At 75.2% G+C, this 26,116-nt stretch carries 23 protein-coding genes; 9 read left to right on the top strand and 14 right to left on the bottom strand.

Annotated elements, in window-relative coordinates; translation table 11 throughout:
* Position 1 precedes the first annotated feature (1 nt).
* Positions 2-481: a hypothetical protein gene (locus ACYVJ4_RS01435; protein ID WP_460458324.1), complete on the bottom strand. Its 480-nt coding sequence runs from the start codon at positions 479-481 to the stop codon at positions 2-4.
* 178 nt (positions 482-659) lie between these two features.
* Here ACYVJ4_RS01435 and ACYVJ4_RS01440 point away from each other — a divergent pair, with 178 nt between their 5' ends.
* Positions 660-1,166, top strand: coding sequence for a hypothetical protein (locus tag ACYVJ4_RS01440; protein WP_460458325.1), 507 nt, complete (start codon positions 660-662; stop codon positions 1,164-1,166).
* Between the two features lie 19 nt (positions 1,167-1,185).
* Here the strand turns inward: ACYVJ4_RS01440 and ACYVJ4_RS01445 are convergent, their stop codons facing one another.
* Both ACYVJ4_RS01445 and ACYVJ4_RS01450 read right to left on the bottom strand, forming a co-directional pair.
* Positions 1,186-2,469 (bottom strand): sensor histidine kinase, encoded by a 1,284-nt coding sequence (locus ACYVJ4_RS01445; protein ID WP_460458326.1) that lies wholly within the window; start codon positions 2,467-2,469, stop codon positions 1,186-1,188.
* Positions 2,469-3,161, bottom strand: a complete 693-nt coding sequence (locus tag ACYVJ4_RS01450) for a response regulator transcription factor (protein ID WP_460458327.1) — start codon at positions 3,159-3,161, stop codon at positions 2,469-2,471. The genes ACYVJ4_RS01445 and ACYVJ4_RS01450 overlap by 1 nt, the downstream gene beginning before the upstream one ends.
* A gap of 65 nt (positions 3,162-3,226) precedes the next feature.
* On the opposite strand from ACYVJ4_RS01450, the gene ACYVJ4_RS01455 reads away from it, so the two are divergent.
* The 5 genes from ACYVJ4_RS01455 to ACYVJ4_RS01475 all read left to right on the top strand — a co-directional run bounded on the left by ACYVJ4_RS01455 (position 3,227) and on the right by ACYVJ4_RS01475 (position 8,144).
* Positions 3,227-3,871, top strand: a complete 645-nt coding sequence (locus ACYVJ4_RS01455; RefSeq protein WP_460458328.1) for a hypothetical protein — start codon at positions 3,227-3,229, stop codon at positions 3,869-3,871.
* Between the two features lie 137 nt (positions 3,872-4,008).
* Positions 4,009-5,907, top strand: coding sequence for a molecular chaperone DnaK (dnaK, locus tag ACYVJ4_RS01460; protein ID WP_460458329.1), 1,899 nt, complete (start codon positions 4,009-4,011; stop codon positions 5,905-5,907).
* Complete coding sequence (locus tag ACYVJ4_RS01465) at positions 5,904-6,584, top strand: nucleotide exchange factor GrpE (RefSeq protein WP_460458330.1); 681 nt, start codon at positions 5,904-5,906, stop codon at positions 6,582-6,584. The genes dnaK and ACYVJ4_RS01465 overlap by 4 nt, the downstream gene beginning before the upstream one ends.
* Positions 6,585-6,613: 29 nt before the next feature.
* Entirely contained in the window at positions 6,614-7,657 is a 1,044-nt protein-coding gene (locus tag ACYVJ4_RS01470) for a DnaJ C-terminal domain-containing protein (RefSeq protein WP_460458331.1), read from the top strand.
* Between the two features lie 109 nt (positions 7,658-7,766).
* Positions 7,767-8,144, top strand: coding sequence for a heat shock protein transcriptional repressor HspR (locus tag ACYVJ4_RS01475; RefSeq protein ID WP_460458358.1), 378 nt, complete (start codon positions 7,767-7,769; stop codon positions 8,142-8,144).
* Here the strand turns inward: ACYVJ4_RS01475 and ACYVJ4_RS01480 are convergent.
* From ACYVJ4_RS01480 to ACYVJ4_RS01500, 5 genes are read right to left on the bottom strand one after another with little or no spacing between them, the layout of a single operon-like run.
* A complete protein-coding gene (locus ACYVJ4_RS01480; protein WP_460458332.1) occupies positions 8,141-9,676 on the bottom strand; it encodes an AMP-binding protein in 1,536 nt (511 codons plus the stop codon). The genes ACYVJ4_RS01475 and ACYVJ4_RS01480 overlap by 4 nt on opposite strands.
* Entirely contained in the window at positions 9,673-10,497 is an 825-nt protein-coding gene (locus ACYVJ4_RS01485) for an SDR family NAD(P)-dependent oxidoreductase (protein ID WP_460458333.1), read from the bottom strand. Before ACYVJ4_RS01485 ends, ACYVJ4_RS01480 begins: the two co-directional genes overlap by 4 nt.
* Entirely contained in the window at positions 10,490-11,353 is an 864-nt protein-coding gene (locus tag ACYVJ4_RS01490; RefSeq protein ID WP_460458334.1) for an NAD(P)H-binding protein, read from the bottom strand. Before ACYVJ4_RS01490 ends, ACYVJ4_RS01485 begins: the two co-directional genes overlap by 8 nt.
* Positions 11,354-11,360: 7 nt before the next feature.
* Positions 11,361-13,049, bottom strand: a complete 1,689-nt coding sequence (locus ACYVJ4_RS01495; RefSeq protein ID WP_460458335.1) for an NAD(P)/FAD-dependent oxidoreductase — start codon at positions 13,047-13,049, stop codon at positions 11,361-11,363.
* Between the two features lie 38 nt (positions 13,050-13,087).
* Positions 13,088-13,681 carry a protein-L-isoaspartate O-methyltransferase family protein gene (locus ACYVJ4_RS01500; protein WP_460458336.1) on the bottom strand — a complete coding sequence of 198 codons (594 nt, stop codon included), beginning with the start codon at positions 13,679-13,681 and terminating at the stop codon, positions 13,088-13,090.
* Positions 13,682-13,715: 34 nt separating this feature from the next.
* Between ACYVJ4_RS01500 and ACYVJ4_RS01505 the strand changes: the two genes are divergently transcribed.
* Positions 13,716-14,183, top strand: coding sequence for an acyl-CoA thioesterase (locus ACYVJ4_RS01505; RefSeq protein WP_460458337.1), 468 nt, complete (start codon positions 13,716-13,718; stop codon positions 14,181-14,183).
* On the opposite strand, the gene ACYVJ4_RS01510 is transcribed toward ACYVJ4_RS01505, so the two are convergent.
* Positions 14,158-15,423: a hydroxyacid-oxoacid transhydrogenase gene (locus ACYVJ4_RS01510; RefSeq protein ID WP_460458338.1), complete on the bottom strand. Its 1,266-nt coding sequence runs from the start codon at positions 15,421-15,423 to the stop codon at positions 14,158-14,160. The genes ACYVJ4_RS01505 and ACYVJ4_RS01510 overlap by 26 nt on opposite strands.
* A 67-nt stretch (positions 15,424-15,490) precedes the next feature.
* On the opposite strand from ACYVJ4_RS01510, the gene ACYVJ4_RS01515 reads away from it, so the two are divergent.
* A complete protein-coding gene (locus ACYVJ4_RS01515; RefSeq protein ID WP_460458339.1) occupies positions 15,491-18,364 on the top strand; it encodes an FAD-binding and (Fe-S)-binding domain-containing protein in 2,874 nt (957 codons plus the stop codon).
* A 31-nt stretch (positions 18,365-18,395) separates the two neighbouring features.
* Here ACYVJ4_RS01515 and ACYVJ4_RS01520 read toward each other — a convergent pair whose 3' ends face one another.
* Positions 18,396-19,016, bottom strand: coding sequence for a pentapeptide repeat-containing protein (locus tag ACYVJ4_RS01520; RefSeq protein ID WP_460458340.1), 621 nt, complete (start codon positions 19,014-19,016; stop codon positions 18,396-18,398).
* A 38-nt stretch (positions 19,017-19,054) separates the two neighbouring features.
* Positions 19,055-20,017 carry a hypothetical protein gene (locus ACYVJ4_RS01525; protein WP_460458341.1) on the bottom strand — a complete coding sequence of 321 codons (963 nt, stop codon included), beginning with the start codon at positions 20,015-20,017 and terminating at the stop codon, positions 19,055-19,057.
* A 143-nt stretch (positions 20,018-20,160) separates the two neighbouring features.
* Here ACYVJ4_RS01525 and clpB point away from each other — a divergent pair, with 143 nt between their 5' ends.
* Entirely contained in the window at positions 20,161-22,755 is a 2,595-nt protein-coding gene (gene clpB / locus ACYVJ4_RS01530; protein ID WP_460458342.1) for an ATP-dependent chaperone ClpB, read from the top strand.
* Positions 22,756-22,833: 78 nt separating this feature from the next.
* On the opposite strand, the gene ACYVJ4_RS01535 is transcribed toward clpB, so the two are convergent.
* The 3 genes from ACYVJ4_RS01535 to ACYVJ4_RS01545 are packed head-to-tail and all read right to left on the bottom strand — an operon-like array spanning position 22,834 to position 26,086.
* Positions 22,834-23,679: an SDR family NAD(P)-dependent oxidoreductase gene (locus ACYVJ4_RS01535; RefSeq protein WP_460458343.1), complete on the bottom strand. Its 846-nt coding sequence runs from the start codon at positions 23,677-23,679 to the stop codon at positions 22,834-22,836.
* The gene (locus ACYVJ4_RS01540) at positions 23,676-25,190 is read right to left on the bottom strand and encodes a flavin-containing monooxygenase (protein WP_460458344.1); all 1,515 of its coding nucleotides are present in this window, start codon (positions 25,188-25,190) and stop codon (positions 23,676-23,678) included. The genes ACYVJ4_RS01535 and ACYVJ4_RS01540 overlap by 4 nt, the downstream gene beginning before the upstream one ends.
* On the bottom strand, positions 25,187-26,086 hold the full coding sequence (locus ACYVJ4_RS01545) for an alpha/beta fold hydrolase (RefSeq protein WP_460458345.1): 900 nt from the start codon (positions 26,084-26,086) through the stop codon (positions 25,187-25,189). The genes ACYVJ4_RS01540 and ACYVJ4_RS01545 overlap by 4 nt, the downstream gene beginning before the upstream one ends.
* Positions 26,087-26,116: the final 30 nt, after the last annotated feature.

Consider the following 26,116-nt stretch of genomic DNA (forward strand, 5'->3'; position numbering starts at 1 on the left):
CTCAGGACCCGCTCGACGGCGCGGTCGGCGACGGGGGAGCGGGCGCCGGGGCGGGGGCGGCCGCTGCGCCACCGCCGCTGGACCCCGACGAGCCTGAGCCCGAGCCGGACGACCCTGACGAGCCGCTGGAGCCTGAGCCCGAGCCGGACGACCCGGAGCCGGACGAGCGCCCCGACCCGCCCGACGAGCCGACCTGGGCGACGCCGGGTCCGGAGACGGCCCGGACGACGTGCTCCCGCACGACGGTGCGGGTGGGCAACGGCCGCGGCCGGGGTCGGGCCGTCACCGTCACCTCGGGCACCGGCACCGCGGCGAGCGCCTCGGCCTGGGCGCGGGCCTTGGCCGCCTCGTGCTCCCGCGTGGTCCCCGCCGCGAGCGCGGCGGTCCAGCCGGTGGCGGTGACGGCGGCGGCGGTGACCGTGCCGGTCAGCAGCGCGAGGGTCGTCAGCGACCGGTCTCGGGTGCGCGGGGTGTGCGGCATGGGGGCGGTCCTCGGGTCGGTGGACCTCCACCGTCGCCGGGCGGTCGGCAAGGGGACCTCAGGGGCACGTTAAGAGCAGGTCATGCGGCGCCTTGACGAAGGCTTGAGGTTCCCACGACGCGGCCATAGGGACCGGTGCGCGACCGTCGTCGGCAGTCGCCCGTCCCGAAGGAGCACCATGAGGATCCGTCCTGCCGCCGCTGCCGTCGTCGGCACCGCTGCCGGCCTGCTGTCCGCCGGCGTCGTCTACGCGGCCGCCACCGGTGGCGCACCGGTGCAGCAGCCCGCGTCCGCCGTGCTCGCCCGGGCGGCGACCACCACCGTCACGCCGTCGCTCGCGCCGTCCTGCCGCGGGCGGGCCGAGCTGCGCCACGGGGTGTGCGTGGTCACGGTCGACAAGACCGTCGTCGTGGCCGCTCCGGCCGCCCCGGCGCACCGGGTCTCGGCGCAGGACAGCGCCCAGCCGCGCACGACCCACCGCGCCGACGCGCAGGACGAGGACGCCGACGAGCCCACGACCTCGAGCGAGCAGGACGCCGACGACGCGACGGACGAGCAGGCCGACGACCGGGCCGACGACCACGGTGACGACCACGGCGACGACCACGGTGACGACGGCCACGAGGACGGCCACGACGACGGGGGCGACGACGGCGGTCACGACGACGGTGGCTCCGGCAGCTGAGGGCGGTCGCCCGCGAGCCTCAGCCCGCTGGGCCGAGGGTCACGCACACCGCCGTGCCGCCGCTGACCGCGCGGCGCACCACGAGGTCGCCGCCCGCGGCCGCGGCCGCGCGCCGCACGATGTCGAGACCGAGCCCGGTCGACCCGGCCCCGCTCGCGCCGCGCTCGGTGAGCGCCGGGTCGGCCAGGCCGGTGCCGTCGTCCACGACCTCGAGCCGGACGCCCCCGGCGCTGTCGCGGGAGAGCGCCACGGCGAAGCCGCTGCCCTCGGGCGTGTGCGCGAAGACGTTGTCGACCAGGACGTCGACGACGTCGGCCAGGTCGCCGGCCTCGATCGCCGCCATCAGCGGTCCGCGCGGCAGGTCGACGTCCAGGGGGCGACCCTGGTCGGCCGCCAGCGCCGACCAGAACTCGACCCGCTCGCGCACGACCGACGTCGCGTCGCAGGACCGCGCCACCGAGCTGGCGACCGGCCGGCGGGCGTCCTTCACGATCGCGTCGACCGTGCGCTGCAGCTGGTCCACGTGGTCGCGCAGCCGCTCGGCGACGTCCGGCTGGTGCACGCCGTCGACGTCCAGCCGCAGCGCCGTCACCGGGGTGCGCAGGCGGTGGCTGAGGTCGGCGACGGCCTCGCGCTCGGTGCGCAGCAGCTCGCCCACGCGGTCGGCCAGGCGGTTGATGGAGGCGCCCAGGTCGGCTACCTCGGCCGGTCCGCCCACGTCCACCCGCGCGCTGAGGTCGCCGCTGCGCAACCGGTGCGCCACCAGGGACATCGCGCTGATCGGCGCCGCGGTGCGCCGGCCCAACCGGTCGGCGGTGAGCAGCGCGAGGGCGAGCAGCAGCAGCCCCAGCCCGGCGATCGTCGCCCACGCCGTGGTGGCCCCGCGGTGCAGCTCGGCCGGCGGGACCGTCGTCCGGACGACGGCGGTGCCGCCGTCGGTCACGACCGGGACGTAGACCCGGCCGGGCTGGTCGTCCTCCACGACGGTGAAGGCGCTCCCGGCCTGCGCCCGGCGCCACCGCGCGGCGTCGTCGCCCGCGACGTCGGCGCCCACCAGCGTGCCGTCGGGCAGGCGCACGGTGGTGAGGAACGCCGACCGCTCGTCCACCTGGCCCACCAGCGCCTCGAGCTGCGCGGCGGGCACGGCGGCGACCAGGGCCGAGACGCTCTGCGCCTCCTGCTGGGCGCTCGCGAGCGCGCGGTCCTCGGCCAGCGTGCGCACCAGCAGGCCGAGCGGCACGACGAACGCCAGGACCACCGCTGATGTCGTGGCGGCCACCAGCAGCGCGATCTGCCGGCGCATCAGGCCCCGTCGTCCGCGGGCGCCTGCAGCACCACGCCGACGCCGCGGACGCTGTGCAGGTAGCGCGGGCTGGCGGCGGACTCGCCGAGCTTGCGCCGCAACCACGACAGGTGGACGTCGATCGTGCGGTCACCGCCGCCGTAGGGCTGGCGCCACACCTCGGCCAGCAGCTCGCGCTTGCTGACGACCTCGCCGCAGCGCACGGCCAGCGTGTGCAGCAGGTCGAACTCCTTGCGGGACAGGTCGACCGGGGCGCCGGCCAGCGTCACGCGACGGGTGCGTCCGTCGATGGTGAGCTCGCCGACCGTGATGGCGGGCTCGACCGACGTGCGCCCGCCGCGACGCAGCACCGCGCGCACGCGCGCCTCCACCTGGTCGATGCCGAACGGCTTGGCCACGTAGTCGTCGGCGCCGGCGTCGAGGGCGCGGACGACGGAGGTGTCGTCGTCCCGTGCGGTGACCACGACGACCGGGACGTCGCTCACCGCCCGCAGCATCGCCAGCACCTGCAGGCCGTCGAGGTCGGGCAGCCCCAGGTCCAGCAGCACCAGGTCGGGCCGGTCGTCGACGGCGGCCTGCAGACCGGCCATGCCGCCGTCGGCGCTGGCGACGCCGTGACCGCGCTCGCGCAGCCCGCGGACGAGCCCGGTGCGGATGCCCGGGTCGTCCTCGACGACCAAGATGCTCGCCACGGTCGCACCGTACGCCGCGCGCGGACCTGCGAGGGTCCGCGCCGCCCGGATGTCACGCTCTTCTCATGAGCCGCAAGGGGATCGCGGGTGCGGTCGCGCTCTGGACCACCGTCGTGGTGCTGGTCTCGGTGCTGGCGTGGCTCGCGATCGACCGGGCCGGGCGCGCGGTGCTGGCCGAGCCGGGCGGCGCCGTCCCCCGCACCGGTGCCATGACCGGCACGCCGCACCCGGTGACCAGCCCGACGTCGGCACCGGCGACGACGATCGGGCCGACGTCCGGTCCTGGGTCGACGAGCCGGCCGAGCAGCCGCCCGACCGGCGGCACCTCGACCTCGCCGGCCGGCCGGCCGAGCCCGTCGACGACGTCCGGCCCGACGGCACCCCGCCCCTCGACCCACCGCCCGACGTCGTCGCGCACCACCAGCGCCCCGCCCCCGTCGACGCAAGGGGCCGTCGACCGCTCGGTGCAGGTCGACGGCGGACGGGTCACGGTGCGGTGCACCGGGCGCGACGCCTCGTTGCGCTCGGCGGCGCCGTCCGACGGCTGGCGCGTGGAGGTCGAGCTGCGCGGGCCGGAGCAGGTCAAGGTGCGCTTCACGACCGCCGCCGGCGGGGGGCGCGAGTCCGAGGTCGAGGCCGAGTGCGAGGACGGGACGCCGGTCTTCTCGACCAGCGACGACGAGCGGCGCGGCGACTCCGAGGGGTCCTGACCTGCGGGAATGCAGGACGGATGGTGCAGGTTGAGCCTGGTGTGCTCAAGTCCGGCCAGGTCGATTTGACAGCCGTCGGACGCCGGTCGCAGACTTGAGCCGAGCAGACTCAACCTGAACCACGAGGAGACCTTGAGATGGCACGAGCGGTCGGCATCGACCTCGGCACGACGAACTCCGTCGTCGCCGTCCTGGAGGGTGGCGAGCCCACCGTCATCGCGAACGCCGAGGGCGGGCGCACCACGCCCTCCGTCGTCGCGTTCGCCAAGAACGGCGAGGTGCTCGTCGGCGAGATCGCCAAGCGCCAGGCCGTGACGAACGTCGACCGCACCATCCGGTCGGTCAAGCGGCACATGGGCAAGGACTGGCATGTCGACATCGACGGCAAGACCTACACGCCGCAGGAGATCAGCGCTCGCATCCTGGGCAAGCTGAAGCGGGACGCCGAGAGCTACCTCGGCGAGGACGTCACCGACGCGGTCATCACCGTGCCGGCGTACTTCAACGACTCCGAGCGCCAGGCCACCAAGGAGGCCGGCGAGATCGCGGGTCTGAACGTCCTGCGCATCATCAACGAGCCCACCGCGGCCGCCCTCGCCTACGGGCTGGAGAAGGGCAAGGAGGACGAGCTCATCCTCGTCTTCGACCTCGGCGGCGGCACCTTCGACGTCTCCCTGCTCGAGGTGGGCAAGGACGACGACGACTTCTCGACCATCCAGGTCCGCGCCACCAGCGGTCACAACGACCTCGGCGGCGACGACTGGGACCAGCGGATCGTCGACCACCTGCTGCAGCAGGTGAAGATGGGCTACGGCATCGACCTGGGCAAGGACAAGATCGCCATGCAGCGCCTGCGCGAGGCGGCCGAGCAGGCGAAGAAGGAGCTCTCGAGCTCGACGTCCACCAACCTGTCGCTGCAGTACCTCTCGATGACCGAGAACGGCCCGATCCACCTGGACGAGCAGCTCAGCCGCTCGCAGTTCGAGCAGATGACGTCCGACCTGCTCGAGCGCACCAAGGCGCCGTTCCACCAGGTCATCGCGGACGCCGGCATCGAGCTCTCGCAGATCGACCACGTCGTCCTCGTGGGCGGCTCGACCCGCATGCCCGCCGTCACTGCGCTCGTCAAGGAGCTCACCGGCAAGGACCCCAACAAGGGCGTCAACCCGGACGAGGTCGTGGCGGTCGGTGCGGCGCTGCAGGCCGGCGTCCTGAAGGGCGAGCGCAAGGACGTCCTGCTGATCGACGTCACGCCGCTGTCGCTGGGCATCGAGACCCAGGGCGGCCTGATGACCAAGCTCATCGAGCGCAACACGGCCATCCCGACCAAGCGCAGCGAGGTCTTCACGACCGCGGCCGACAACCAGCCGTCCGTGACGATCCAGGTGTTCCAGGGCGAGCGCGAGATGACGCGCGACAACAAGCCGCTGGGCACCTTCGACCTCACCGGCATCGCCCCCGCCCCGCGCGGCGTGCCGCAGGTCGAGGTCACCTTCGACATCGACGCCAACGGCATCGTGCACGTGTCGGCCAAGGACCGCGGCACCGGCAAGGAGCAGTCGATGACGATCTCCGGCGGCAGCGCGCTGCCGAAGGACGAGATCGACCGCATGATCAAGGACGCCGAGGCGCACGCGGACGAGGACAAGAAGCGTCGCGAGGAGGCCGAGACCCGCAACCAGGCCGAGCAGCTCGTCTGGTCGACCGAGAAGTTCCTCAAGGACAACGAGGACAAGGTGCCGGCCGAGCCCAAGGCCGACGTCGAGAAGGCCATCGCCGACCTCAAGGACGCGCTGGGGTCCAACGCCTCCAGCGACGACCTGAAGGCCAAGACCGAGGCCCTCGCCACCGCGAGCCAGGCCATCGGCCAGGCGATGTACGCCGCTGAGCAGGCGGCTGGCTCGGCCGAGGGCTCGGCGGACGACGCGGGTTCCGCCGGCGCCGGTGGCCCGGCTGATGCGTCGGACGACGACGTGGTCGACGCCGAGGTCGTCGACGACGAGCCCGAGAGCACCGACGGCAAGGCGCAGGCATGACCGACGCCCCCCAGGGCGGACGGCCGGTCGCGGACGACGGGAGCGAGCCTCCCGTCGTCCGCGACAAGCGCCGGGTCGACCCCAGCACGGGCCAGGTGCGCGAGCCGGCGTCCGGGACGTCGTCCGCGCCGGCCCCCGACGTGAGCGGTGAGATGGCGAACGAGACCGAGGTCGAGGAGACGCCGGCCGGCAAGGCCGCGCCCGAGCTCGACCTGGCCGCCGAGCGGCTGGCCGACCTGCAGCGGCTGCAGGCCGAGTACGTGAACTACCGCAAGCGGGTCGAGCGCGACCGCGACGTCGCGCGCGACCTGGCGACGGCGTCCGTGCTCGAGTCCCTGCTGCCGGTGATGGACGACCTGCACCTCGCGCGCCAGCACGGCGACCTCGAGAGCGGTCCGTTCGTCGCGATCGCCGACAAGCTCGAGACGGTGCTCTCGCGCGCCGGCCTGACCCGCTTCGGCGAGGTGGGCGAGGCGTTCGACCCGGCGCTGCACGAGGCGTTGATGCACGTGCAGGCCGAGCTGGCCGCCGGCACCGACGTCACGACCGTGGTGCAGGTGCTGCAGCCGGGCTACAAGGCGGGCGAGCGCGTGCTGCGCGCCGCGCGCGTGGCCGTGGCCGACCCGGTCGAGCCGACCGGCGCTGCCGGCGAGGCCGGCGAGGGCGACCAGCAGTAGCGACGAGCGAGCAGGAAGGGAGGCGCCGGGTGGCCGGTCAGGACTGGTTCGAGAAGGACTTCTACGCGACCCTCGGCGTCGCCAAGGACGCCGACGCGGGCGCGATCAAGAAGGCGTACCGCAAGCTCGCCCGCCAGCACCACCCCGACGCCAACGAGGGCGACGACACCCGCTTCAAGGAGATCGGCGAGGCCTACGCGGTGCTCTCCGACCCCGAGCAGCGCCAGCAGTACGACGCGATCCGGCAGATGTCGCACGGCGGTGCGCGGTTCGCGCCCGGGGGCGGCGGCCAGGGCGGGTTCGAGGACCTGTTCGGCGGCCTCTTCGGCGGCGCGGGCGGTGCGGGCGCCGGTGCCGGGCAGCGGATGCGGTTCCAGAGCGGCGGCGCCGGCGGCGTCGACCTCGAGGAGCTGCTGCGCGGCATGGGCGGCGGCGGTGGCGGCGGGGGTCGGGGCTTCGGCTTCGGCACGCGCGGTCCCCGTCCGGGCGCCGACGTCAACGCCACCACGACCCTGCCGTTCCGCGACGCGGTCGTCGGCTCGACGGTCACGCTGCGCACGCCCGAGGGCCGCACGGTCACGGCGCGCATCCCCGCGGGGGTGCGCGACGGGCAGAGGATCCGGTTGCGCGGCAAGGGTTCTGCGGGCGACCAGGGCGCTGCTCCGGGTGACCTGCTGATCCAGGTGACGGTGTCGCCCGACCCGGCGTTCGGCCGGCAGGGCGACGACCTCACGGTGACCGTGCCGGTCTCGTTCGCCGAGGCCGCGCTCGGCGCGCAGGTCGAGGTGCCCACGCTGGGCGCCGACGGCCAGGTGTCGACCGTGCGGGTCAAGGTGCCGGCCGGCACGCCGTCGGGCCGCACCCTGCGGGTCAAGGGTCGCGGCGTGAAGCACGGCAAGGGCACCGGAGACCTGCGGGTGCAGGTGCAGGTCGCTGTGCCGCAACGGCTCTCGGACGACGCCCAGGCCGCCGTCGAGGCCTACGCCGCGGCGACCGCCGACGACGACCCGCGGGCCGACCTGCTCGCCCGAGCCCGGTCGGTGCGTCCTGCCGGCACGACGGCCGGGGACTGACGTGAGCGGCCGGTCGTCGTCCGGGCGTCCGGACGCCGTGCGTCCCGAGCTCGACCTGGACGACGACACCCCCGTCTTCGTCATCTCGGTGGCCGCGCAGCTGGCGGGCATGCACCCGCAGACGTTGCGGCAGTACGACCGGATCGGCCTGGTGCAGCCCGACCGCACCCGTGGCCGTGGCCGTCGCTACTCCGCGCGCGACGTCGCGACCCTGCGCGAGGTGCAGCGGCTCTCGCAGGACGAGGGCGTCAGCCTGGCCGGCATCAAGCGCATCCTCGAGCTCGAGACCCAGGTGCAGGCGTTGCGCGCCAAGGTGTCCGAGCTCGTCGGCGAGCTCGACCAGGCGCAGCGGGCGGCGGGCACGAGCCGTCGGGTCTTCGCCGCCGGCCCGGGTGGCGAGGTGGTCTCGATGGCGGCCGGACGTCGCCCGGACCGTTCGGCGTTCGGCCTCAGCACCGCGCTCGTCGTCTGGCGTCCGCTGCCCTAGTCGCGCGGCAGCGCCCCGGTGGCGCGGCGCGGCAGCTCGTCGACGACCACCAGCTCGCGCGGTCGCTCGAACCGCGCCAGGCGCGGGGCCAGGTGCGCCGCGAGGGCCACGGGCCACCCGTCGTCCGGCACCGGGCCGTCGACGACCACCCGCGCGAGCAGCCGGTGGCCCAGGTCGGCGTCCGGCGCGGCCTCGACCGCGGCGTCGACCACCGCCGGGTACTCCAGCAGCGCGGCCTCGACCTTGCCCAGCAGCACGTTCTCGCCGCCCACGACCACCACGTCGTCGGCGCGGCCGGCCAGGTGCAGCCGTCCGTCGGCGTCGAGGTGCCCCAGGTCGCCGGTGACGTGAAGGCCGCGCGGGTGCGGCCGGTCGTGGTGCAGGTCGGTGTAGCCCGCGAAGCGCAGCACGCTGCCGACCGCGACCTGGCCCGTGGTGCCGACAGGTACCGGTCGGCCGTCGTCGTCCAGCACGGCCACGCGCACGCCGGCGGCAGGCCGCCCGACCGTGCCCGGGGCCGCCGCGAGGTCGCGCGGGGTGGCGACCGTCGTCCAGCCCTGCTCGGTCGAGCCGTACAGGTCGTGCACGACGTCGCCGAACCGCTGCCGCAGCCGGTCGACCACCGACGGGTGCAGCGGACCGGCCCCGCTCACGACGGCGTCGAGCGGCACCGGCCGGCCGACGCGGCGCTCGACCCGGCTCAGCGTCGTCGGCACGCCGACCAGCACGCGCGCTCCGCCGCGCTCGAGCACGGCGGCGACGTCGTCCAGCCGGGCGCGGACGACCACCGGCGCTCCCAGCGCGACGCCCAGCGCCAGGAACCCGAGCCCGAAGCCGTGGAACGCCGGTGCCGTCACGAGCAGAGGCGTCCCGCGGTGCCACGGCAGCAGGCCGGCGAGCGTGCCGATCGGCAGCGCCTGCGCCAGCCGCACGGCGCCACGGTCGGCGCCCTTCGGCAGGCCGGTGGTGCCGGAGGTCATGAGCAGCAGCCGTCCCTGGCGGCGGGGTCGGGGCAACCGGTGCGTCGTCACCGGGTGCTGCCGGCCCTGCTCGCGCACGTCGACCCGGGGCAGGTCGTCCGGCAGCGGGAGGTCGTGGTCGATCACCACCGCGGCCGGACGCTCGCGGGCGAGCACCGCCCCGAGCTCGATCAGCGGGAGGTCCGGGTGCACCAGCAGGACGTCGGCTCCCACGCGCCCGCCCGCCGCCACGGTCACCAGCACCGACCGGGCGTCGCGGCAGACGGAGGCGACGAGGGGACGGGAGGCGTTGCGCCCCAACGGGTGCAGCCGTACGGCGAGGGTGGTGGCGGCGTCGTCGAGCTCGCGGTAGGTGGCGCGCCCGGCGTCGTCGTCCAGCGCCACGGCGTCGGGGTCGCGAGCTGCCGCCAGCGCCAGCAGCCCGCCCAGCGTCAGCCGGTGCGCCCTCGCCGCGCGGACGACGTCCGGCAGGGTTGCGGGCAGCCGGCGCCACGGCACGAGCGCCCCGCCGAGGTGCAGCAGCCCGCGCGCGGCGACGAGCCCTCGGCTCATCGGCGCACGACCCGTGCCGCCACGGCGTCGTAGAGGCCGGGAGCGGTGCGCGGCACGACGCCGGCCGCGCGCGCCCACCACGGCACGAGCCGTCGCGGTCGGCGCACGAGCACGCCCGCGACGACCTGCGCCGCCTGCTCGGCCGACAGCCCCGGGACCCACGCCGGGTAGGTGGGCGCGCTCATCGGCGTGTGCACCAGCGGCCAGTGCACGGACGTCGTCCGCACCCCGTCGCGCCGCATCTCGGCTGCGGCGCAGTCGATCCAGGCCTCCAGGGCGGCCTTCGACGCGGTGTAGGCGGACCACTGCGGGGTCGGCAGGTCGACGCTCGCCGTCGACGACACCACGACGTGGCCACCGCGCTCGCGCATCGACGGCAGCAGCCCGGTCAGCAGCCGCACCGGCCCGGTGTAGTTGGTGGCCTGCGCCCGCTGCACGTCGTCGAACCGCTCCAGCCCGCGCCGCAGTGGTCGGCGCATCGAGCGGCCGGCGTTGCACACCAGGACGTCCACGCGCCCGTGGTCGCGAAGGACGTCGTCGACCAGCCGGTCGACCTCCGCGATCTCGCGCAGGTCGGCCGGGTAGGCCTGCCCGCCCACCTCTGCCGCCAGCGGGACGAGCACCTCGGCCCGGCGGGCGGTGACCAGCACCGTGGCCCCGGCGGCGCCCAGCAGCCGGGCCGTCGCCTCGCCGATCCCGGACGACGCACCCGTCACCAGGACGACGCGCCCGCCGACCGCCCGCTGCAGCGCGGTCGGTGACGGGGCCCGCCAGGCCGGTCCGAGCGCGTGGTGGAAGCTGCGGCGGACCAGCTCAGCCACGGGCGGCCCGCAGCACGTCGGCCAGGCTGCGGGCCGGGTGGCCGGTGAGCCGCGGCACCGCGTCGCCCACGTGCTCGACCTCCCCGCGCGCGATCGACAGGTACGTCGTGACCCAGCCGTCGACCTCGAACGCCGGGGCGCCGTAGTGGGCGCGCGAGGCGTACGCCTCCTCGACCGTCTCGTCGACGAACCGCACCTCGCGGCCCGTGACCTCGCCGATCGTGCGCGCCACCTCGGGCAGGCTGACCGCCTCGGGTCCGGTGACGTCGTAGGTCGTGCCGTCGTGCGGGCTCGTGCCGTCGTCCGCGATGCCGAGCAGGACGGCGGTCGCGACCTCGGCGACGTCGTCCTGCGCGACGGCGCTGACCCGGCCGTCGCCGGCCGGCCCGCGGATCACGCCGTCGTCCCCCGCCATGAACGGCAGGAAGTCGCTGTAGAAGCTGTCGCGCAAGAAGGTGTGCCGCAGCCCGCTCGCGCGGATCGCCTCCTCGGTGTGCCAGTGGTCGCGGCCGAACGTGAAGGTGCAGTCGGCGGCCGCGCCGAGGAACGACAGGTAGACCACGCGCTGCACCCCGGCCGCCACGGCGGCGTCGACGGCGCTGCGGTGCTCCACCAGCCGGTCGGCCGACTCGCGCGCCGACACGAGGAACACCGTCTCGACGCCCTCGAGGGCGCGGGTCATGGCGGTCGTGTCGCGGTACTCGGCGGCCGGCGCGCGCTCGGCGCCCGGCAGCTCGGGCAGCCGTGACGGGTCGCGGCCCACCAGCCGCACCGGCACGCCCTGGCCGCTCAGGGCGCGGGCGACGCGGCCGCCGATCGCGCCGGTGCTGCCGGTGACCGCGATGCGTGGGCTCATGGTCCGATCATGCCCGGTCGGCCGCGCGCGAGCGCCGCAGGTCGTCGAGGTAGCCGTGCACGAGCGCGATGGCCGTCGCGCCCTCGCCCGCCGCCCCGGCGACCCGCTTGACCGACCCGTGGCGGACGTCGCCCGCGGCGAAGACGCCCGGGACGCTGGTCTCCAGCAGCACCGGCGGCCGCTCCAGCGGCCAGGCGGCCGCCGACCCGGCCTTGGGTCCAGCGCCGGTGAGGTCGTGGCCGGTGAGCAGGAACCCGCCCTCGTCGCGGGCCACCACGCCCGCCAGCCAGTCGGTGTGCGGCTCGGCGCCGAGCAGCAGGAACAGCGCGGAGACCGGCAGCCGCTCCTCCTCGCCGTCGGACCGCCGCCGCAGCGTGAGCTCCTCGAGCCGACCGCTGCCGTGGCCGTCGACGACCTCCGTGCCCAGCCGCACGTGCACGTTCGGAGTCTGCTCGACCTCGCTCACGAGGTACTCGGACATGCTGGCGCGCAACGAGTTCCCGCGCACCGCCATGGTCACCGACCGGGCGTAGCGCGACAGGTGCATGACGGCCTGGCCCGCGGAGTTGCCCGCGCCGACCACGACGACGTCCGACCCCTGCAGGGCCCGGGCCTCGGCGGCGGCCGCGCCGTAGAACACGCCGGCGCCGACCAGATCCTCCAGCGCGGGGACGCCGAGCCGCCGCCACGAGACGCCGGTCGCCAGCACCACCGCCCGCGCCCGCACCCGCGAGCCGTCCGACGTCACGACGACCCGGTGCGCGCCGTCCACCTCCAGCGCCGTCGCGGCCTGGGTCAGCACGAAGTCCGTGCCGAACAGCCAGGCCTGCTCGACCGCGCGGTTGGCCAGGTCGTCGCCGCTGACACCGCGCTGGAACCCGAGGTAGTTGCGGATCAACGAGCTCGTGCCGGCCTGACCGCCCGGCACCGCCGGCTCCAGCACCATCGTGTCGAGTCCCTCGGAGGCGCCGTACACGGCCGCGGCCAGGCCGGCCGGGCCGGCGCCGACCACCACGACGTCGCAGTCGGTGGCCTGGGGCGACGTGCGCATGCCGAGCACCTGCCACACCTGCGCCATCGACGGCGCAGGCAGCACGGTGCCGTCGTAGAACGTCAGCAGCGGCAACGCCTGCGTCCCCGCGGCCCCGCGCAGCCGCCGTCCCTCGTCGGACGCCGGCGCGTGCAACCAGAACGGGACGCCGACCCGGGTCATCGCGTCGCGCAGCTCGTGGGACGACGGGTCGCCCGGCTCGGCCACGACCTGCAGCGGCACCTCGGCGGCCTCCTGCGTGCGGTCCCATGCCGCGAGCATCTCGGCGACCGCCGGGTAGAGCACGCGCTCGAGCGGCCGCCACGGCTGGTACAGGTGGAAGTCCGCGCGTCCCATGGCCGTGGCTGCCACCACCGGGTGCACCGACGACCAGTCGCCGCGCTCGACCAGCAGCACCCGCTTGGCGGTCGGCGCGACGTCGCGCACCCGTGCCAGCAGCTCCAGCGCGCCGGGGTCGTCCAGGTGCTCGTCGGCGACGACGAGCGCGACGGGGTCGGGTGCGTGCGCGGCGAGCGCGGTCAGGGCGCCCTCGGCCGAGCCGGCACCCGCGACGGCGTAGTCCGCCCCGAAACGTCGGCGCAGGTCGGCGCAGAGCTCGTGCTCGACCCGCGCGTCCGCCGAGACCACCAGCACGAGCGGCTGCATGCGGCGAGTCTGCCGCGCGGGCCTGCCGGCGTCGAGGGTCAGCCGGGGCCGCGCAGGGGGACGAACCGGTAGCTGCCGTGCCAGGGCACCGCGGGCTCGTCGCACCCCGGCACGCGCTCGACCCGCGCCATGCGCCCGGCCACCGGGCAAACCATCACCCCGTCGTCCGCGAGCTGCTGCACGAGCGCGGCCGGAAGCGTGGCAGCCTGGGCCGAGACCAGGACCCGGTCGAAGGGCGCGAGCTCGGGCCGGCCCAGCCGCTCGGGGTCGGCCGCGGTCACCGACGCCCACGGCACGGCCTGGGCGGCGAGGTTCGACGCGGCCCACAGCGCCAGGTCGGGCTCGAGCTCGACGCCCACGACGCACCCCTGCGGCCCCACCAGGTGGGCCAGCAGCGCCGTCGTCCAACCCGACCCGGCGCCGACGTCCAGCACCCGGTGGCCCGCGCGGACGTCGAGCAGCCGCAGCATGGTGCGCACGGTCGAGGGCTGCGACGACGTCTGCCCGTAACCGATGGCGAGGGGGTGGTCCTCGTGCGCGTGGCTGACCTGCGCGCGCGGCAGGAAGCCGGTGCGCGGCGCGGCCGCGAACGCCCGGTCGACGGCGTCAGGCGGCGTGGCCCGGTCAGGCACCACCCCAGTGTCGCGCGCGTGGCAGGGTGGGGCCATGCCGGACGTCGAGCCGCCCGAGCCGCCCGAGCCGTCGGCGCGCGCGGACTTCCCCGTGCACTGGCCGATGCCGACGCGCTGGGCCGACAACGACCAGTACGGCCATGCCAACAACGTCGTCTACTACTCGTGGTTCGACACGGCCGTGAACGGCTGGCTGATGCGCGAGGTCGGTGCCGACGTCCGCGAGCTGCCCGCGATCGGCGTCGTCGTCGAGACGTCGTGCCGCTTCTACGCCGCTGTGGGATTCCCCGACCAGCTCGTCGTCGGGCTGGCGGTCGAGCGGGTCGGCGGCAGCAGCGTGACCTACCGCCTCGCGGTCTTCGCGGACGGCGAGGAGCGCCCGGCGGCCGTGGGGCGCTTCGTGCACGTGTACGTCGACCCGGTCACCCGACGTCCGACCGCCGTGCCGGACGTCGTGCGCTCGGCAGCCGCCGCGGTCACCAGTTCTGCATCGAGCGGCTGACGATCCCGGCCAGGTCGTCGGACGTCGGCTCGCGCGGGCTGATCGCCAGGAGGCGTTGCTGCGCCAGCGATCCCTCGACCAGGTCGTCGACGTCGTGGTCGTCGAAGCCGAGCTCGGCCAGCCCCGACGGCAGGCCGATGTCGCGCATCAGGTCGACGAGCACCGAGGGCAAGGCCCCGTCGTCCTCGTGCGACTGGTCGGGAGCCAGCAGCGCGGCCGCCCGCAGGTGCCGCTCGGGCGACGAGGCGAAGGTGAAACGGAACGCCTCGGGAGCCGTCATCGACACGGCCATGCCGTGCGGCACCAGCGGACCGTCGCCGGGGTAGTCGTCCGGCCGGTACTCGCGGACGCGCCCCGCGACCGGGTAGGCGTTGGCGTGGGGGATGTGCACGCCGGCGTTGCCGAAGCCGAGCCCGGCGAAGGTGGCGGCCAGCGCCATGTCGGCGCGCGCGGCCCGGTCGTCGCCGTCGTGCACCGCGCGGCGAAAAGCCCCGGACAGCAACGACATCGCCCGCTCGGACCACATGTCGGCCACCGGGTTGGACCCGCAGTACGGCACCCGCTGGTCGGGCTGCTTGCGGTCGAAGGAGTCGTAGGGGCGCGCCGTGAAGCTCTCGAGCGCGTGGCTCAGGATGTCCATGCCCGCGCTCGCCGTGACGCCCGACGGCTGGCTCCACGTGAGCCGGGGGTCGACGACCGCGAGGGTCGGTCGAAGCCGGGCGTGGCTGATCCCGGTCTTCACCTTGCGGGACAGCACGTCCAGCACGCACACGGTGGTCGACTCCGCGCCGGTGCCGGTGGTCGTCGGCACCGCGACCAGGGGCAGCAGCGGGGCCTGGGGTGCGCGGCCGCCGCCGATGGGCGCGTTGACGTAGTCCATGAGCTCGCCGGGCGACGTCAGCATCAGGTCGACCGCCTTGGCGGTGTCGATGCTCGACCCGCCGCCGACCGCCAGCACGCCGTCGAAGGGGCCGAGCGCCCGCGCCGCCTCGACCGCCGCGGCCAGGCTCTCGTCGGTGGGCTCGACGTGGCCGTCGGCGTAGACCTCGACCTGCAGCCCGGCGGCGCGCACCGCGTCGGCCAGCCGGTCGGGCGCACCCGTGGCGGCGACCCCGGGGTCGGTGACGAGCAGCACGCGCGTCACACCCAGCTGGGCCAGGTCGTGACCCACCTCGTCGCTCGCGCCGTCGCCGAACTTCAGACCCGGTGCCGCGTAGGTGAAGACCGTCTCGGAGGCCACCTCGCGAGCCTGCCCGAACCCTGGACCACCAGCAAGGCGAGCCGTCGCGGGCCGTAGGCTCGGGCGGGTGAGCGAGCTCGTCGAGGCCCTGCGCGCCGCCGGGGTCGCCAGCGCCGACGACAGCGGGCTGCGCCGCTCGCTCTACGCCTCGGACGCCTCGCTCTACCGCGTGCCGCCGCAGGCCGTGGTCGTGCCGCGCGACACCGACGAGGTGCTCGCCGCCGCCGCCGTCTGCCGAGAGCTGGGCGTGCCGCTGACGATGCGCGGCGCCGGGACCTCGATCGCCGGCAACGCCGTCGGGCCGGGGGTCGTGGTCGACGTCTCGCGCCACCTCGACCGCGTGCTGGAGCTCGACCCCGAGCGCGGCACGGCACGGGTCGAGCCGGGCGTCGTGCAGGCGTCGCTGCAGCGGGCGGCTGCTCCGCACGGGCTGCGCTTCGGGCCCGACCCCTCGACCCACAACCGCGCCACCCTCGGCGGCATGATCGGCAACAACGCCTGCGGCTCGAGGGCTCTGGGCTACGGGCGGACGAGCGACAACGTGCACGGCCTGGACGTCGTCACCGGCTCGGGCGAGCGGCTGCGACTGGGCTCGCTCGGGCGCGCCGACGACCCGCCGTCCGCCACCCTCGACGCGCTGCGCCGCGTGGTCGACGCCAACCTCGCCGTGGTGCGCACGGAGCTGGGACGCTTCGGCCGGCAGGTGTCGGGCTACTCGCTCGAGCACCTGCTGCCCGAGAACGGTTTCGACGTCGCGCGGGCGCTGGTCGGCAGCGAGGGCACCCTTGCGCTGACGCTGCAGGCCGAGGTGCGGCTGGTGCGCGACGAGCCGGTGCGGGTGCTGGTGGTGCTGGGCTACCCGTCCATGGCCGAGGCCGCCGACGCCGTCACCGCGGTGCTGCCGCACGGACCCGTGGCGTGCGAAGGGCTCGACGCGCGGATCGTGGACGTCGTCCGGGCCCGTCGCGGACCGGCTGCGGTGCCGCCCATGCCCCGAGGCGAGGGCTGGCTCTTCGCCGAGCTCACCGGGACGACGTCCGGGGACGTGCTGGCCCGGGCCGAGGCGCTGGCCCGTGACGCCGGCGCGCTCGCCCACGAGGTGGTCACCGACCCGGCGCAGGCCGCGGCGCTCTGGCGGATCCGCGAGGACGGTGCAGGGCTGTCGGGTCGCACCCCTGCGGGCGACCCGGCCCACGCCGGCTGGGAGGACGCCGCCGTCCCGCCGGAACGGCTCGGCGCCTACCTGCGCGAGTTCGACGCGCTGATGGCCGAGCACCGGCTGACCGGCCTGCCCTACGGGCACTTCGGCGACGGCTGCCTGCACATCCGGATCGACTTCCCCTTCGACCGCGCGGACGGCACCGCGGTGTTCCGGTCCTTCCTGCTGGACGCCGGGCGGCTGGCTGCCGCGCACGGCGGCTCGATGTCGGGCGAGCACGGGGACGGCCGGGCCCGCAGCGAGCTGCTGCCGCTGATGTACTCGCCGGCCGCGATCGCGCTGTTCGAGCGGGTCAAGGGCGTCTTCGACCCGGCCGACCTGCTCAACCCCGGGGTGGTGGTGCGACCCGCGCCGTTCGACGCCGACGTCCGCGTGGCCGCGGCGCCGCCCTACCGGCAGGCGCTCGGCCTCGCCTACCGCCACGACCGCGGCGACCTGTCGACGGCGGTGCACCGCTGCACGGGGGTGGGCAAGTGCCGGGCCGACACGACGACGTCCGGCGGGGTGATGTGCCCGTCGTTCCTGGCCACGCGCGACGAGAAGGACTCGACCCGCGGCCGGGCGCGGGTGCTGCAGGAGGCCGTCGCCGGGCACCTCGGTCGCGACCCGTGGCGGTCGCCGGAGGTGCACGACGCGCTCGACCTCTGCCTGTCGTGCAAGGGCTGCTCGTCGGACTGCCCCACCGGCATCGACATGGCGGCGTACAAGGCCGAGGCGCTGCACCAGCGCTACCGCCGGCGGCTGCGACCGCGCGCGCACTACGCGCTGGGGTGGCTGCCGCGGTGGGCGCGGCTGGTCGGGCGGGTGCCCGGGCTGGCCCGCGCGGTGAACGCGCTGCTGCGGCTGCGGGTGCTGCACCCGGTGGTGACCGCGGCGGCTGGTGTCGACGCCCGGCGCGGGCTGCCGACATTCGCGCAGCAGACGTTCCGAGACTGGTTCGACCACCGCGACACCGATCCTGGCACCACGACGCTCGAGGCGCTGGTGTTCGTCGACACGTTCACCGACGCCTTCGCGCCCGAGGTCGGTCGGGCGGCGGTCGAGGTGCTGGAGGCCGCCGGCTACCGCGTGTCGGTCACCCGTGAGCCGGTCTGCTGCGGGCTCACCTGGATCTCGACCGGTCAGCTGGACGGCGCGCGGCGGCAGGTTCGCGCGACCGTGCGGGCGCTGCTGCCGCACGTCGAGCGGGGTGCGGTGGTGGTCGGGCTCGAGCCGTCGTGCACGGGCGTGCTGCGCTCGGACGCGCTCGAGCTGCTCGACGACGCCGATCTGGTTGCGGCGCAGCAGGTTGCGGCGGCGACGCGCACGCTGGCCGAGGTGCTCACCGCGACGCCTGGATGGTCACCGCCCGACCTGTCGGACGAGCGCGGGATCGCGCAGCCGCACTGCCACCACCACGCCGTGATGGGGTGGGCGGCCGACGCCGCGCTGCTCGCCGAGGGCGGCGCGCAGGTGCAGCGGCTCGGCGGCTGCTGCGGGCTGGCCGGGAACTTCGGCGTCGAGCGCGGCCACCACGACGTGTCGGTGGCCGTGGCCGAGACGGCGCTGCTGCCGGCCGTGCGCGACCTGGACGACGGCGGGCTGTTGCTCGCCGACGGCTTCTCGTGCCGCACGCAGCTCGACGACCTCGCGGCGGTGCGCGGCGAGCACCTGGCCCAGCTGCTCGCCCGCCACCTGCCGCCCGCCGTCCCTGCTCGCAGCGTGGAGGATCACGCCCGCTGAGCGGGAAGGATCCTCCGCGGCGGACGCGCTCTCAGTCGGGGCGGACGTCGAGCCCGAGCGCCTCGGCGATCGCGACCGCCTGGTCGATGCTGACCTGGGCGCCCTCGAGCTCGACCGTCTGCGGGTCGAGCGAGCTGAGGTCGCTGCCGCGCAGGTCGCACCGCTGCAGGTTCGCCCGACCCCACGACGCCCCCGACGTGTCGCAGTCGCGCAACGTGCCGTCGTCCAGGCGCACGCCGCTGAGGTCGGCCTCGCGCAGCCGGACGTCGGTGAACGTCACGGCGCGCAGGTCGGCACGCTCGAGCCCGACGAACGACCAGTCGCCGCGCTCGACCTTCACCGGTCCGAAGTCGCAGCCGTCGAACACGCTGCCGGTGAGCTTGCAGCCGACGAGCTCGGCGTCGAAGAACGAGCAGCGCACGAAGGTGCAGTTGGTGAACGCGACCTCGGTCAGCCGCGCGACGTTGAACCGCACGCCGCGGAACGTGCACTCGTCGAACACGGCTCCGTCGGCGGTGGCCTCGCTCAGGTCGACGTCGACGAGCAGCACCTGCTCGTGCCGCTCGCCGGTGAGGTCGCGGGCGTACCAGTCCTCGCCGCGCACCGCAGAGGTCGTCGGCGGGCGGTCGTCCATGCGCAGGGGCGGGGTCATCCGTCGTCCTTCACGAGTCGTCCTTCACGAGTCGTCCTTCACGAGTCGTCGCCGAGCAGGTCGCGGCGGTGCTTGGCCTTGCCGTACGCCTTCTCGGCCGCCGTCACCGCCCGCTCGGCGCTCTGCCGCGCGGCCTGGGTCGAGGCGACCTCCTGCTGGGCCTGGCGCACCGCGAAGCGGGCCTGGGCCAGGCGCTCGCGCAGGTCGTCGACCTCCTGCTCGGCGTCGCGCTGGGTGGCCACGGCCTCCTGCGCCGCCGAGGCCGCGAGCTCGGCCGCCTCGCGGGCCGCCCGGACGTCGGCCTGGGCCTGGTCGAGCTCGTGCTCGGCACGGTCGCGCCGCTGGGCCAGCACCGTCACGCCGTCGCCGCGGGCCGGACGTCGTCGGGCCGGTTCCGGCTCGGGCTCCGGCTCGGGCACGGGCTCGTCGTCCGCCGCCTGGCCGCCCGTGTCGTCGTCGTCCGGCTCGTCCGGCTCCGGCTCGGGTGCCGGCCGCGGACGGGAGGTCACCGGCGTGGCCGTGGCCGCGGTGATGTCGACCTCGCCCAGCCCGGCGTACGACAGCCCGCGGGTGAGCCGTCCCGAGGCCACCGCCTGCGCCGCGGCGGGGTCGGCCACGGCGGCCCGCAGGGTGGCGTCGACCTCGTTCTGCACCGTCGCGCTCACGGAGCCGCCTGCCAGAGCCACCGCGCGCTTGACCAGCGCCGCGGCTGCCCGCTGGCGCTCCTGGCCGAGCGCGCGCAGCTGGTCGCCGGCCAGTCGCGACTGCGCCGCGCGCAGCCGCTCGCCCAGGTCGAGGTAGTCCTCGAGCACGTCGGCCGCCTCGCGGGCGAGCCGGTTGACCAGGGCGGCCGAGGCGGTCGGCTTGCGCAGCTCGCGCACGGCCTTCACCAGCGCCGTGTCCTTGGCGGCGCGGGCCTGCGCGACCACCTCGTCGCGCCGGGCGGTGAAGTCGGCGCCGGGCAGGCCGTAGAGCTCGTCCACCACCGCCTCGAGGTCCATGGGCCCATTGTGGCGGGACCGACGTCCCGGGCCACCTCGCGCATCAGGAGCGGTAGGATCCAGCACGGAGTTGAGCGGAACACACTCAACTTCGCGCGCGTTGCACCGAGTGGACACCCCACCCCGTACGACCAGGAGCCCGCATGGACCTCGCCCTCACGACCCGCAGCCAGGAGGCGCTCTCGGACGCCGTCCGGGCCGCGGCCGCCGCCGGCCACCCCCACGTCGAGCCGGCCCACCTCGCCGCCGCCCTGCTGGGGCAGCGCGAGGGCACGACCCGCCCGCTGGTGCAGGCCGTCGGCGCCGACCCGGCCGCGCTCGCGCAGCAGGTCGACGCCGTGCTGTCCGGGCTGCCTTCGGCCAGCGGCGCCACCGTGAGCGCGCCGTCGCTGTCGCGCGGGGCCCTGACGGTGCTGGAGGCGGCGAAGGAGGAGGCGGACGCGCTGGGCGACCAGTACGTCTCGACCGAGCACCTGCTGATGGGCCTGGCGCGCGACGCGGGCCCGCTGGGACGGGCCCTGACGTCGTCCGGCGTGACCCGCGACGGCGTGCTCGACGCCTTGCCCCAGATCCGTGGCGGCGCCCGGGTCACCAGCCCCGACCCCGAGGGCACGTACGACGCGCTCACCAAGTACGGCGTCGACCTCACCGAGGCCGCGCGCGAGGGGCGGCTCGACCCGGTGATCGGCCGCGACTCCGAGATCCGCCGCGTGGTGCAGGTGCTGAGCCGGCGCACCAAGAACAACCCGGTGCTGATCGGCGAGCCCGGCGTCGGCAAGACCGCTGTCGTCGAGGGGCTGGCCCAGCGGATCGTCGACGGCGACGTCCCGGAGTCGTTGCGCGGCAAGCGGTTGATCTCGCTCGACCTCGGCGCGATGGTCGCCGGCGCGAAGTACCGCGGCGAGTTCGAGGAGCGGCTCAAGGCCGTGCTCGAGGAGATCAAGGGCTCGGCCGGGCAGGTCGTCACGTTCATCGACGAGCTGCACACCGTCGTCGGCGCAGGCGCGTCCGGCGAGGGCGCCATGGACGCCGGCAACATGCTCAAGCCCATGCTGGCCCGCGGCGAGCTGCGGCTCGTCGGCGCCACCACGCTCGACGAGTACCGCGAGCGGATCGAGAAGGACCCCGCGCTCGAGCGCCGGTTCCAGCAGGTCTTCGTCGGCGAGCCGTCGGTGGCCGACACCGTCGCGATCCTGCGCGGGCTCAAGGAGCGCTACGAGGCGCACCACAAGGTCGCCATCGCCGACAGCGCGCTCGTCGCCGCGGCCAGCCTGAGCGACCGGTACATCACCGGCCGCCAGCTGCCCGACAAGGCGATCGATCTCGTCGACGAGGCGGCCTCGCGGCTGCGCATGGAGATCGACTCCTCGCCGGTCGAGATCGACGAGCTGCGCCGCGCGGTCGACCGGCTGCGCATGGAGGAGCTCGCCCTCGAGCGCGAGGACGACGCCGCCTCGCAGGAGCGCCTGGCCCGGCTGCGCAAGGACCTCGCCGACCGCAGCGAGCAGCTCGCCGCCCTCACCGCGCGGTGGGAGCACGAGAAGGCCGGTCTCAACCGGGTCGGCGACCTCAAGAGCCAGCTCGACGACGTCCGGTCGCAGGCCGAGCGGCTGCAGCGCGAGGGCGACCTCGGCGCGGCGTCGGCCCTGATGTACGGGCGGATCCCCGAGATCGAGCGCGAGCTCGCGCAGGCGCAGGCCGCCGAGGCCGACGCCGGGGCGGTCGACCCGATGGTCAAGGACGAGGTCGGCCCGGACGACGTCGCCGACGTCGTCGCGGCCTGGACCGGCATCCCCGCCGGCCGGCTGCTCGAGGGCGAGACCGAGAAGCTGCTGCGGATGGAGGAGGTGCTCGGCGCGCGGCTGATCGGCCAGCGCGCCGCGGTCGAGGCCGTCAGCGACGCCGTCCGCCGTTCGCGCGCGGGTATCAGCGACCCCGACCGGCCGACCGGCTCGTTCCTGTTCCTCGGCCCCACCGGCGTGGGCAAGACCGAGCTGGCCAAGGCGCTCGCGGACTTCCTGTTCGACGACGAGCGCGCCATGGTGCGCATCGACATGAGCGAGTACGGCGAGAAGCACACCGTCTCGCGGCTGGTGGGCGCCCCGCCCGGCTACGTCGGCTACGACGAGGGCGGCCAGCTGACCGAGGCCGTGCGCCGTCGTCCGTACTCGGTCGTGCTGCTCGACGAGGTCGAGAAGGCGCACCCCGACGTGTTCGACGTGCTGCTGCAGGTGCTGGACGACGGCCGGCTCACCGACGGCCAGGGCCGCACCGTCGACTTCCGCAACGTGATCCTGGTGCTGACGTCGAACCTCGGGTCGGCCTACCTGGTCGACCCGAACCTCGACGACCGGGCCAAGCACGACGCGGTGATGGGTGCGGTGCAGGCGGCGTTCAAGCCCGAGTTCCTCAACCGGCTCGACGACGTCGTGGTCTTCGACGCCCTGTCGATCGACGAGCTGACGCACATCGTCGACCTGCAGGTCGCGCGGCTGGGCGCCCGGCTGGCCGAGCGTCGGCTCACGCTCGACGTCTCGCCCGCAGCGCGGGAGTGGTTGGCGCTCACCGGGTACGACCCGGCGTACGGGGCGCGACCGCTGCGACGCCTGGTGGCCAAGGAGATCGGCGACCGGCTCGCCCGGGCGCTGCTCGGCGGCGAGGTGCGCGACGGCGACACCGTGCGGGTCGACCGCCCGGACGCCCCTGACGCCGACGGCCTCACCGTCACCCGCGCCTGACCCCTTCCGCCACCCAGACCGCTTTGCGCCACCGGAGCCGCCACCTGATGGCGCAAAGCGGCTCTGGTGGCGGAAACGTCAGGGGGTGCGGCGCGTGGCGCGGTAGGCGACGACCTCGCGGTCGATGACCGCGTGCACCAGCGACGGCGCCCAGCGCTGCGCCAGGACGACGAGCCACTGGTAGCGCGGGAACACCACCAGCGCCTTGTTCGCCGCGATGCCGCGCAGCACGTGCTCCGCCAGCTCGTCCGGGCCGGGCAGCCCGCGGGGCTGCAGGTGCGAGGCCATCTGGCGCACGCCGGTCGTGGCGTCCGTGGGCGCCATGCCGGGGTTGAGGTTGTCGAGCAGCGGCGTCGAGATGAACGCCGGGCACACCGCCGTGACCTTCACGCCCACCGGCTTGAGCTCGGCCCGCAGCGCGCGGCTCAGGGCGACCACCGCGTGCTTGGTCGTCGTGTACGGCAGCATCATCGGCACGGTCATGAGCCCGGCCATCGAGGCCGTGTTGACGATGTGGCCCGACCCCTGCGCCGTCATGATCGGCGTGACGGCCTGGACGCCGTGCACGACCCCGTGCAGGTTGACGGCCAGCGTGCGGTCCCAGTGCTCGTCGCCGAGCTCGTCGACCAGCCCGCCCACCCCGATGCCGGCGTTGTTGAACAGCAGGTCGAGCGAGCCGTGGTCGCGCGCCACCTGCTGCGCCACCGCCGCGAACGCCGCCCGGTCGGTGACGTCGAGGTGCACGGCCTCGACCACGCCGCCGGCGGACGCCGCAGCCGCCCCGAGCTCGGCTGCGGCGTCCTTCGCGGCCCCCTCGTCGACGTCGGCCACGACGACGACATGACCGCGCCGCGACAGCGCGGCCACGATCGAGCGCCCGATCCCCGAGGCGCCGCCCGTGACGAGCGCGACCTGCCGCTTCACGCCGGCACCCGCTCGGAGCCGGCTGGCGTCGCGAGCGCGTCGGCGTCGAGCGCCACGTGCGCCGGGTCGACGCGCCGGGTGCGCCGCCAGAAGTCGACCGTGGACGACGGCCACAGCGTGCGGTTGTTGCCGAACTTGTCGAGGTACCAGCTGCGGCAGCCGCTGGCCCACACCGTGTGGCGGCTGCGCTCCTCGAGCTCGGCGTTGAAGGCGTCCTGCACGTGCTGGGGCACCTGCACCGACCGGGCGCCTGCCTCGTCGCGCAGCGCGACGCACTGCGCCAGGTAGCGGCTCTGCGCCTCGATCATGAAGACCATCGAGTTGTGGCCGAGCCCGGAGTTCGGGCCGACGACGAAGAACAGGTTCGGGAAGCCGGCGACCGTCACGCCGAGGTGCGCCTTCATGCCCTCGGCCCACGCCTCGCGCAGCGTGCGGCCGCCGAGCCCGCGCACCGTGAGGCGCTCGTAGGGGTCGGTCACCTTGAAGCCGGTGCTCATGACGATGGTGTCGGCGCGGTGCCGTCGTCCGTCGGCCGTCACGACGGCGTCCGGCTCGACCCGCACGACCGGGTCGGTCACGAGGGTGACGTCCGGACGGTTGAACGTCGGCAGGTAGTCGTTGGAGATGAGGATCCGCTTGCAGCCCATGCGGTACGTCGGCGTGAGGGCCTTGCGGGTCGCCGGGTCGGTGACCTGGCGGCGGACGTGCCAGCGGCTGAACGCCTCGAGCGCCTTCATCATCCCGGGCTTGGACGTGAACGCCAGCACCCGAGACTCGTTGCGCCAGTAGACGCCCGCGCGCACGAGCCGGTTGAGGAGCGGCACGCGCTCGAGCCAGTCCTGCTCGCGCCGGCCGATCTCGCGGTCGCCCTTGGGGATGATCCAGGACGGCGTGCGCTGCAGCACCGTCAGGTGCTCGGCGCGGGGTGCGAGCTGCGGCACGGCCTGCACCGCGCTGGCGCCGGTGCCCATCACCACGACCTGCCGTCCGTCGATCGCGGCGGCGTCGTCGTCCGGCCACTGCGCGGTGTGGAACACGGTGCCGGAGAACGAGTCCAGCCCCTCGACGTCCGGGATCGACGGCTCGCTCAGCGCGCCGGTGGCGAGCACCAGCGAGCGCGCGCGCAGCCGCGTGCCGCGCGCGGTCGCGAGCGACCAGGTGCCGTCGTCGTAGGTCGCATCGACGAGCTCCTCGCTGTACCGGATCCGTTGCGCCACACCGAACTCGTCGGCCACCCGGCGCAGGTAGTCCCAGATCTCGGGCTGCTGCGCGAAGGCCCGAGACCAGCGGGCCGACGGCGCGAACGAGAAGGAGTACAGGTGCGACGGCACGTCGCAGGCGCAGCCCGGGTAGCGGTTGTCGCGCCAGGTGCCGCCGAGGTCGTCGGCCTTCTCGAGCAGCACGACGTCGCGGACGCCCTGGCGGGCGAGCTCGATCGCGGCGGCCAGCCCGCCGAAGCCGGTGCCGACGACGACCGCCTCGTGGACGGCCTCGGGAGCGGTCGCGGTCATGCTGCCTCCTCGACGAGGGCGACCAGGTGGTCGGCGACCACCTGGGGTGCTTCGAACCCCAGCATGTGCCCCTTGCCCGGGCGCACGTCCAGCCGGGCGTGCGGGACGAGCTCGGCGAGCCGCCGGGCGTGCTCCACCGGGGTGAGCCGGTCGAGCGACCCGACGACCACCCGGGTCGGCACGTCGGCGAGGTGGGCGAGCGCCTCGGCCTCGTCGTGACGGCCCAGCGCGGCGTAGTAGCCGCCGATGGTGCGCAGCCGCGTGCCGCGCACCATCGTGCGCGTCGCGTCGACGTCGGCGGGGTTGGCGTCCAGCCCGAACAGCAGCGCCCGCTGCCCGGACGACGTGATGGCGCGCCCGGCGCGCAGCCCGGGGACGCGCGAGATCGCGCGCATCATCAGGGTCTCTCCGCGCGGTCGGCCGCGGTTCAGCTCGCCGGCCGAGGTGCTGACCAGCAGGACGCCGCGCACCCGCTCGCGCACGGCGGCGGCGTGCGTGCCCGCGAACGCCATGACCGTCATGCCGCCCATCGAGTGGCCGCCCAGGACGAGCGGCCCGGTCGGGGCGACGGCCTCGACGACGGCCGCCAGGTCGTCGCCCAGCGCGCGGACGCTCGGGCGGTGCCGACGTCCGGACGACGAGCTGCCGTGCCCCCGCTGGTCGTACGTCACCAGGCGCACCGCGGTCTGGGCCTGCACCAGCGGCAGCACGCTGGCCCACGCGTCGTGGGTCAGCGTCCAGCCGTGGGCGAGCACCACGGTCACCGGAGGAGCCGACGGCGCGCTGCCCGGGGCGGACGGCGGCGGCTCGCTCACCCAGGTGGCCAGCCGGGCGCCGTCCGGCGCGAGCACGGTCAGCCGGTGGGGCGGGACGACGTCCGGACGGGTGGTGGTCACGCGGGCTCCTGGGGCGGGGGAAGAACTTAC

This window comes from Angustibacter peucedani (assembly GCF_054779595.1).